At 36.3% G+C, this 8,800-nt stretch carries 7 protein-coding genes and 2 pseudogenes; 5 read left to right on the forward strand and 4 right to left on the reverse strand.

Annotated features, from left to right (window positions below; all coding sequences use genetic code 11):
• The 3 genes and pseudogenes from ACIR131C_RS26520 to ACIR131C_RS0102005 form a co-directional block, all read right to left on the reverse strand.
• Window positions 1–564: pseudogene (locus tag ACIR131C_RS26520) on the reverse strand (hypothetical protein); the annotation flags it as partial.
• Complete coding sequence (locus ACIR131C_RS0102000; protein WP_028088858.1) at window positions 548–1,990, reverse strand: AAA family ATPase; 1,443 nt, start codon at window positions 1,988–1,990, stop codon at window positions 548–550. The gene ACIR131C_RS0102000 and the pseudogene ACIR131C_RS26520, both read right to left, overlap by 17 nt.
• A gap of 39 nt (window positions 1,991–2,029) precedes the next feature.
• Window positions 2,030–2,272 carry an antitoxin family protein gene (locus ACIR131C_RS0102005; RefSeq protein ID WP_028088859.1) on the reverse strand — a complete coding sequence of 81 codons (243 nt, stop codon included), beginning with the start codon at window positions 2,270–2,272 and terminating at the stop codon, window positions 2,030–2,032.
• A 272-nt stretch (window positions 2,273–2,544) separates the two neighbouring features.
• On the opposite strand from ACIR131C_RS0102005, the gene argZ reads away from it, so the two are divergent.
• From argZ to menD, 5 genes are all read left to right on the forward strand, one after another.
• Complete coding sequence (gene argZ, locus ACIR131C_RS0102010) at window positions 2,545–4,656, forward strand: bifunctional arginine dihydrolase/ornithine cyclodeaminase (protein WP_028088860.1); 2,112 nt, start codon at window positions 2,545–2,547, stop codon at window positions 4,654–4,656.
• 138 nt (window positions 4,657–4,794) lie between these two features.
• Entirely contained in the window at window positions 4,795–5,022 is a 228-nt protein-coding gene (locus ACIR131C_RS25305; RefSeq protein ID WP_071604924.1) for a hypothetical protein, read from the forward strand.
• Window positions 5,023–5,339: 317 nt separating this feature from the next.
• Window positions 5,340–6,137 (forward strand): Uma2 family endonuclease, encoded by a 798-nt coding sequence (locus tag ACIR131C_RS0102030; RefSeq protein ID WP_028088861.1) that lies wholly within the window; start codon window positions 5,340–5,342, stop codon window positions 6,135–6,137.
• Between the two features lie 81 nt (window positions 6,138–6,218).
• On the forward strand, window positions 6,219–6,734 hold the full coding sequence (locus ACIR131C_RS0102035; protein WP_028084935.1) for a DUF2085 domain-containing protein: 516 nt from the start codon (window positions 6,219–6,221) through the stop codon (window positions 6,732–6,734).
• A gap of 73 nt (window positions 6,735–6,807) precedes the next feature.
• Window positions 6,808–8,535, forward strand: coding sequence for a 2-succinyl-5-enolpyruvyl-6-hydroxy-3-cyclohexene-1-carboxylic-acid synthase (gene menD, locus ACIR131C_RS0102040; RefSeq protein WP_028088862.1), 1,728 nt, complete (start codon window positions 6,808–6,810; stop codon window positions 8,533–8,535).
• Window positions 8,536–8,613: 78 nt separating this feature from the next.
• On the opposite strand, the pseudogene ACIR131C_RS26525 reads toward menD, so the two are convergent.
• Window positions 8,614–8,800 (reverse strand): annotated as a pseudogene (locus ACIR131C_RS26525) (hypothetical protein); the annotation flags it as partial.

Here is an 8,800-nt window from a genome sequence, read left to right on the forward strand (position 1 = left end):
ATCTGTTATCTTATTTAGCTTGGAAACATAAGGATATAATTCAGCTTTATGATCATATTGAATAGGTAAAATAATAAAACCATTTGCAGCTAACTCCGCTATTTTTTTAAATGGAATTTGTGAATTGTAGGGAGTTAATAAAATTCCTTGACATTTAATTTTGAATTTAGTTGGTAAATGATCAGATATTTCATTTTGTAAAATTTCTTTCAATTGTAAAATTTGTTCAATTCCATTTTCTAAAGAGTTGTGATTCTTTCCTTTCATTTCAATAATAGTACAAATACAAGAATTGGAATCAATATAAACAGACATATAATCTGGACGCTTTAATGCTTGATTTTTGATCAGAGGATCATTTCTTCTATCTATTTCAAATAAAATACATAGAGATTTATTTTGAGAATCTAAAGTTATTTTAAAATGTACTCCACTTTCTTTAGGAACACTTCTTCCTGGTACTGTACAGAACACTAGCAGATTTTCTAAAAAGTTAAAATTTTGCCAGTCGAGTTTATCTTTTTTATCCTTGAGAATTTGAGCAGGATTAATCTTCTGTTTCATCTGCTTTTTCTTGTCCTGCTTCATAAATTTGAAAAAACTTTTGTTGAATATCTACAGCAACATCACTTAAAGTATCCCATCTAATGCCATAATCTGGATCATTTAATGAAACTAATTTATTATCTTTCATTTCATACGCGCTAACTTTATCTATAGGTAAAAATGCTCTTTCATCTTGAAGGTATAAAGATGAAGATTGACGTTTTAATATTTCAGGATTTTCATGATTACCATTAACTAAATTATTCAGATGTGCCATAATATATGGACTATGAGTTGTGAGTAAGATTCTCACACCAAGATTAACAAGAATAGATAATGATTCAAGTAGCTTTGCTTGTGATTCTGGGTGTAAGTTCATTTCTGGTTCATCTATTACCAGAAAATCACCTTTACTTGCACGAAATCTTAAATATAAAAGCAATGGTGCAAGTTGTTTGATAGAAGATGAAGCATTATATATATCAATTTCTAAACCTCTTTTAACTAAAACTTTTATTTCTTTTCCACCTAGTTTAGTAGGTTTTAAATTAGTTTTATTTTTGTTTTGTAGCTGTTTTTCAATCTCGTCTGCTAATTTCTGAAATTCGTTTTTATTGCTTGAATTAATCTTGGTTGTTTCTTGAAGTTCTATGTCCGATAGAAAATCTAAAAAATCTTCTACTGGTTGTGGATAACGAATATCACCTTGTTCTTTTAATAGATCAAGTTGTCTTGTCGAACTACTACTAAATAATTCTCTTTGAGTCTGTTTAAGAAGTTTATAACGCCTATTTGCCAGCATTTTATAGGTATTTATAAAGGCATTTCTTTCAGCGGGAAAGGGAAAGGCATTAGGAAAAATTATCTGTTTAACCATTAGATAAAATAAAATGGATGGTATATTACCAAAAGGTCGTCCAACCTCTATATAAGTTAATTTATGATTGTTATTTATTTCCTCGTTAATAGATTGCCACTTGAGATATAAAATATTACTTTGACGACTAATTTTTAAAACTAACTCACCTGTTAACACAAATGTTTCTTGTTCAATTAATTGATTGATTGCATCTTCTACTTCTTCACGAGAAACTTTGATATCAAAAGAGGTTTTATCAAAAAGTTGATGACTTGAATCTTGAAAAAATGATTCTAAAATACCTCTTTGAAAATTTTTCGCTGTCCCTTCAATATCTTTAATGAATAATTCAATCAATTGATCATCTAATGTTATAGACCAAGTTCCTTCTTGTTCTTGCTTAATCGCCAAGTTTTGAATTTTATTAATACCTCGTGTACTTCCGGCAGCGCTCTGCCACAAACCATAAATAGAATAAGCAATATATGTTTTATTTGAGTTATTAGGTCCAATAATTACTGTTAGAGGACGCAAATCTAACTCTGTTTCTTGAATCCTACCTAAGTTTGAGAATTTGATTTTCATTTTTCGCCTATATTCCAAATAGAAAATACCATTTTAGTATTAACAGCGTTCATGCAGCATCTCCCGTGTGAAACGAGGTGCATTTAATGGAATTGGATTTTGCTGCATTCGTGAAATTAGAGATTTGAGAAAATGTTGTTTACTTTCTACATCGGAAATGGGAGGTGAAACAATAGAACTTGATTGAATGAGTAATTCCACCTCAGAACCTTCAGGTAAATTACAGGCTGTTTCCAAAATGAATGTGCCGTTACGATAGACTGCTTTTAGGGTAGGGGGCATAATAGAAAACTCCATAACTTAATTATTGTAGAGCAAGTTCAGCCAATAATCAGAATCACCCATCAATTAACAAGTTAATATTACATTACAACACAACCTTTGTGACTTTACCTCTCACATTGTCCCTAGCAGTTATAGAATAATAACGATATCCTTGTAAAGCCTACCAAGAACACAAGGTAGCGATTAAGTAGCAGATTTGACAGACTTGTAACACCAAAACTCTGTATCCAGAAGACATTAGTAGCATTTTAGAAGTTCGTAAAATTTTTATGGTTTCCCAAATTCGTTTTTTGATGTGCGCTCCCGACCATTATGATGTGGATTATGTGATTAATCCTTGGATGGAAGGTAATATTCATAAGTCTTCACGCGATCGCGCTGTAGAACAATGGAATAAATTATACAATGTCATTAAAGATCATGCCATTGTTGATTTGGTCGCTCCCGAAAAAGGCTGGCCTGATATGGTATTCAGTGCCAATGCGGGTTTGGTCTTGGGTGAAAATGTCGTTCTCAGCCGCTTTTTACATAAGGAACGTCAAGGGGAAGAACCGTATTTTCAACGATGGTTTGAAGAAAATGGTTTTAATGTTTACACTCTACCCAAAGACCTCCCCTTTGAAGGCGCTGGAGACGCGCTTTTAGACCGGGAAGGGCGTTGGTTATGGGCTGGATATGGTTTTCGCTCAGAATTGGATTCTCACCCCTTCCTGGCTAAATGGTTGGACATTGAGGTGATTTCTCTGCGCTTAATGGATGAGCGTTTTTACCACCTTGATACCTGTTTTTGTCCTTTAGCAAATGGTTATTTGCTGTATTATCCCGGTGCTTTTGATTCCTATTCTAACCGCGTTATTGAAATGCGCGTTGCACCAGAAAAGCGCATCGCTATTATGGAAGCTGATGCTGTTAACTTTGCTTGTAATGCGGTGAATGTTGATAGCATCGTGATTATGAACAAAGCCAGTGATGGTTTAAAATCACGGTTAGCAGAGGTTGGTTTTCAAGTCATTGAAACTCCTTTGACGGAATTTCTCAAAGCTGGTGGTGCTGCTAAATGCTTGACCTTGCGGGTTACAGAACCTGTGAGAGAAGAACTACACGCTAATGTATCTGTAGAAAGTCGTGTGGTTCGCATGGAAGGGCATTTACTAGATGCGGGGTTAATTAACCGCGCTTTGGATTTAATCGTGGAAATGGGGGGAAGTTTCCAAGTTCTGAAATTCAACTTGGGAGAACAACGTCAAAGCACTTCCGCTGCTGAGGTTCGGGTATCTGCACCATCCCATGATGTCATGGAAGAGATTATATCTCAGTTGATTGATTTGGGTGCGGTTGATTTACCCCAAGATGAACGAGATTCTAAATTAGAACCAGTTTTACAAGCGGGTGTAGCCCCTGATGATTTCTATGTCAGCACGATTTATCCTACTGAAGTTCGGGTAAATGGACAATGGCTGAAAGTGGAAAATCAACGCATGGATGGAGCGATCGCTATTTCTCAAACGAGTAATGGTATAGTAGCAAAATGTAAACTATTGCGGGATTTAGAAATTGGTGAACAGGTAGTAGTTGATGTCTTGGGTATCCGCACTATCCGTAAAGCCGAATCACGAGAACAACGTAATTCTCAAGAATTTAGCTTCATGTCCTCCGGTGTTTCCAGCGAAAGACGAGTAGAATTAGTTGTGGAACAAGTGGCTTGGGAATTACGTAAAATTAAGGATAGTGGTGGTAAGGTAGTTGTCACTGCTGGTCCTGTGGTCATTCACACTGGTGGTGGTGAACATCTGTCACGACTGATTCGAGAAGGTTACGTTCAAGGTCTTTTGGGCGGAAATGCGATCGCTGTTCATGATATGGAACAAAATATCTTGGGTACTTCCCTGGGTGTGGATATGAAGCGCGGTGTAGCGGTACGCGGTGGACATAGACATCATCTCAAGGTAATTAATACCGTCCGCAGGTTTGGTAGTATTTCTAAAGCTGTAGAAGCAGGAGCAGTTAGAGGTGGGGTGATGTATGAATGTGTGAAAAATAATATTCCTTTCTCCCTCGCTGGTTCAATTCGTGATGATGGACCTTTACCAGATACCCAAATGAACTTGATATTAGCACAACAGGAATATTCGCAAATTATCCAAGGTGCAGATATGATTTTGATGCTATCTTCCATGTTACATTCCATCGGGGTAGGAAATATGACCCCCGCAGGTGTGAAGATGGTTTGTGTGGATATTAACCCGGCTGTAGTGACGAAATTGAGCGATCGTGGTTCAATAGAATCTGTAGGGGTGGTAACAGATGTGGGTTTATTCCTCAGTCTGTTACTTCAGCAATTGGATAAATTAACAAGTCCTTATGTTGCTAATGTAGGTTAAAGGAATAGTTCACGTAAAGGCGCAAAGACGCAAAGGTTTTTTCTGGGCGTTTTTGTGTCTTTGTTTTTTCTCACGCAGAGGCGCAGAGTCGCAGAGAATTATAATATAAAAAACATGAAAAAAAGGAGATGATTAGTGATGTTACAAACTGTGAAAGGAATCTATAAAAATGGAAAAATTGAGTTAGCTGAGATTCCTAATAATATCTTAGAAAGCCAAGTTTTAATCACTTTTATAGAAACTATAAAACCAGAAAATATTGCTGTCAAAAGTTCAACAACAGAATTATTTAGTCCCCTCCGTGGTAAGGTTAAATATTTTGAATATATTACCACACCTACAACTGAAGAATGGAGCGAAATATGACTTTTGTTTTAGATGCTTGTGCTTTAATTTGGTGGAGTCTTGATCCAGCCTCTCAAACAAAAGTCAAGAGTCTGTTTCTACATCCATTGGATTAAAGGATATTTGAAAAGTCTATAAATGTCATAATTTATTACGCTGACTGAAGTAAATATGAACTAAAAATTAACGGTTTGAGTTATTACTCAGAGATGCTTTACTCCACTATGCTAGGTTCAGCATGACCTTTCAAACTCCCTCTTATAATAAAACACAAGTAATTCCGCGCTCCCTATTCTCTGATATAATACTAAATTAACAACTGCAATCTTTTAAATAGTATGAGTGAAACCCTGGCTGATATTGCTATACCACCGCAGTTTCCTGATCATACTCAACTCCCAGAGTCTGATGGTACATTCGTGAAGAATTTTCAAGAACATCCCCAAAGTATTATCATCACAGATTCCATAATTCAAACTTTACAAAAATTACATCCCGACGGACAATTTTGTATAGGTCAAGATTGTGGTATTTACTGGCGCGAAACTGAACCACCAGAAAAAGGTAGCATAGCACCAGATTGGTTTTATGTCCCTGATGTAGCACCAAGATTAGATGGTAAAATTCGTCGTTCTTATGTATTATGGCGGGAATATATTCCTCCATTAATTGCTATAGAATTAGCTAGTGGTAATGGTGACGAGGAACGAGATTCAACACCTCTAGCGGGTTTACAGGCAGGTGAAAAACCTGGTAAATTCTGGGTATATGAACGTATTATCCGTGTTCCCTATTATGCCATCTATGAAGTTAATCATGGCAAATTAGAGGTTTATCATTTGGTGGATTTTGCTTACCAAAAAATCCAGCCTAACGAACGTGGACATTATCCTATTGCGCCATTAGGTGTAGAATTGGGACTATGGCAAGGAAGTTACTTAAATAATCCTGAACAACTTTGGCTGCGCTGGTGGGATTTACATGGTAATTTGTTATTGGTAGGTCAAGAAGAAGCCCAATTACAAAAATTAAGGGCTGAACAGCAACAACAAAGGGCTGAACAAGCAGAACTCAAAGCTGCACAATTAGCAGCACGTTTACGGGCAATTGGGATAGATCCAAATGATGATTTATAATCATTTTGGGTATTTTCTACCCTATAATACTAACTAATTGCAGAAAACGAACCGCAGAGGCGCACAGGACACAGAGAGAATATGGAAAGGGTAGTTTTGTTAAGAGGGTTACAAGTTAATTGGGTGAGTTTTTTTGCTGATTTCCTGTTAGCTGGTATGGTTTTTGGTCCCCCTCTTGCTCCTTTTCTCGCTGGGTCTGGTGTGTTTTTGCTTCCGGGTATTGCGGATATTATTTACTTTATGGGTAATCATGTCTGTCCCCAGCCTACTATGGGTTTGGAGTTAGCGCCACCTTTTATTATGGCGGTTTGTATGCGCTGTTATGGCACAGTGACAGGTTTATTAATAACTCGGATTTTGTATAGTTTAACTGATGGCAAAGGTGTTTTTTGGTTAAGTCAATATGGTAGAAATGGCGCTGCTTGTGCTACGGTGTTTATGATGGCCTATCCTTTGGAATTAGCAGCTCAGATTTTCGGTTTATGGGATTTTAATAATTATATTGTTACTCCTTTCGGTTTGATTACTGGTTTGGCTTGGGGTTTATTTACTATGCCAATACTGCATTTCCGTCAGCTATTATCTAGGGTTTCTTAGTCTAATAAGGTACAAAATTATCTATGTTTATCTCCGGTTAATTACAGACCCGGCTAGTCTGGACACCAATAAAATGCAGCTTAATTTTAACAATCTTAATCAAATTTGGTCTTATGTATTAACGGAAACACTTAAACGCTTGGGTTTAGAATGCGCTATAATCTGTCCTGGCTCTCGTTCTACACCTTTAACAGTGGCTTTTGCTCAACAAATACCGCATATTCAAGCTGTGCCGATTTTAGATGAACGTTCGGCGGCTTTTTTTGCATTGGGACGAGCAAAAGCGATAGGGAAACCTGTAGTATTAGTTTGTACTTCGGGAACTGCGGGCGCAAATTTTTATCCAGCGGTAATTGAAGCGAAGGAAAGTCGTGTTCCTTTATTGATATTAACCACTGATAGACCCGCAGAATTAAGAAATTGTCATTCTGGACAAACTATTGACCAAGTAAAATTATACGGTAATTATCCCAATTGGCAAGGGGAATTAGCTACACCCTCCGCAAATTTAGAAATGTTAGCTTATCTCAGACAAACGGTTATTTACGCTTGGGAACGTTGTCAATTTCCTAATTTTGGTCCGGTACATCTAAATATACCTTTTCGTGACCCGCTTGCTCCCATTTCCGATGGTACTAACTTTACTTTAGATGTGTCAGATTTCTTTTCAGCAGTGGCTTCCAGTCCATTAGCAATTACTAATTATCAATTACCAGTAATCAAGTGTCAAAAAGGAATCATTATCGCTGGTGTAGCTCAAACACAGCTATCTGAGGAATATTGTAGAGCGATCGCACGATTAAGTCAATCTCTCCAATGGCCTGTTTTAGCTGAAGGACTTTCTCCAGTGAGAAATTATGCAGACTTAAATCCCTATTTAATTTCTACCTATGATATCATCCTCAGAAATGAGAAACTTGCCAAAGAATTAACACCAGAAATGGTAATTCAAATTGGAGAAATGCCTACAAGTAAAGAATTAAGAAATTGGTTAATTAATACTAAATCTGAACGTTTGATCATTGATAATTGTGATCAAAATCTAGATTCTTTACATGGAAAAACCAGACATTTAAGAATATCAGTCACAGAAATTAGCAGCGAATTAGAAATTGAGAAATTAGGAGAAAATGAATATTTACAAAAATGGTGTAAGATAGAGAAACAAGTCCGAAAAAATATTGATGATTATTTGCAAAATCTAGAGGAATTAATTGAAAGTAAAGTAGCGTGGTTAATTTCCCAAATTCTGCCACCAGAAACACCTTTATTTATTGCTAATAGTATGCCGGTGCGAGATGTAGAATTTTTCTGGAAACCGAATAATTTAAGAATTAAACCTTATTTTAATCGCGGTGCAAATGGTATTGATGGTACACTTTCCACGGCTTTAGGAATCGCACATCAACAACAAAGTAGTATTTTATTAACAGGAGATTTATCTTTATTACATGATACAAATGGGTTTTTAATTAGCGATAAATTTATCGGACATTTGACGATTATCTTAATTAATAATAATGGTGGGGGAATTTTTGAAATGCTACCCATTGCTAAATTTGATCCACCTTTTGAAGAGTTTTTTGCTACTCCCCAAAATATTGATTTTTGCCAATTATGCGCTACTTATAATGTGCAATATCAGTTAATTACTGCTTGGGAAGAATTAGCAGATCATTTAAAGCAATTACCAAAAACAGGAATTAGGGTTTTAGAAGTCAAAACAAATAGAAAAAGAGATGTGATCTGGAGAAAGGAAAATTTACAAATGTTTGCTAAAATCAGATCCCCGACTTCTTAAAAAATCCGAGTATCCAAGCTACATAGGGCTTACTGATAGCGTAGCGTGGCGTTAGCCATATAAAGCTAGAACCATTTATTAACAAAGGGTTTCACGGATTTTTACCACAAAAAAGTGCCAGGTTTTGGCTAATGGTGTCTCAAAATGAATTGCATTTTTCTTTGTCGGATTTGGAAAATTGAGGGTATCCAGACAGTTAAAACTGTTCCCTGTTCCCTGTTCCCTGTTCCCTGTTCCCTGTTCCCTTGTCATAACGACAATTTTT

The sequence above is a fragment of the Dolichospermum circinale AWQC131C genome (assembly GCF_000426905.1).
Lineage (GTDB): Bacteria > Cyanobacteriota > Cyanobacteriia > Cyanobacteriales > Nostocaceae > Dolichospermum > Dolichospermum circinale.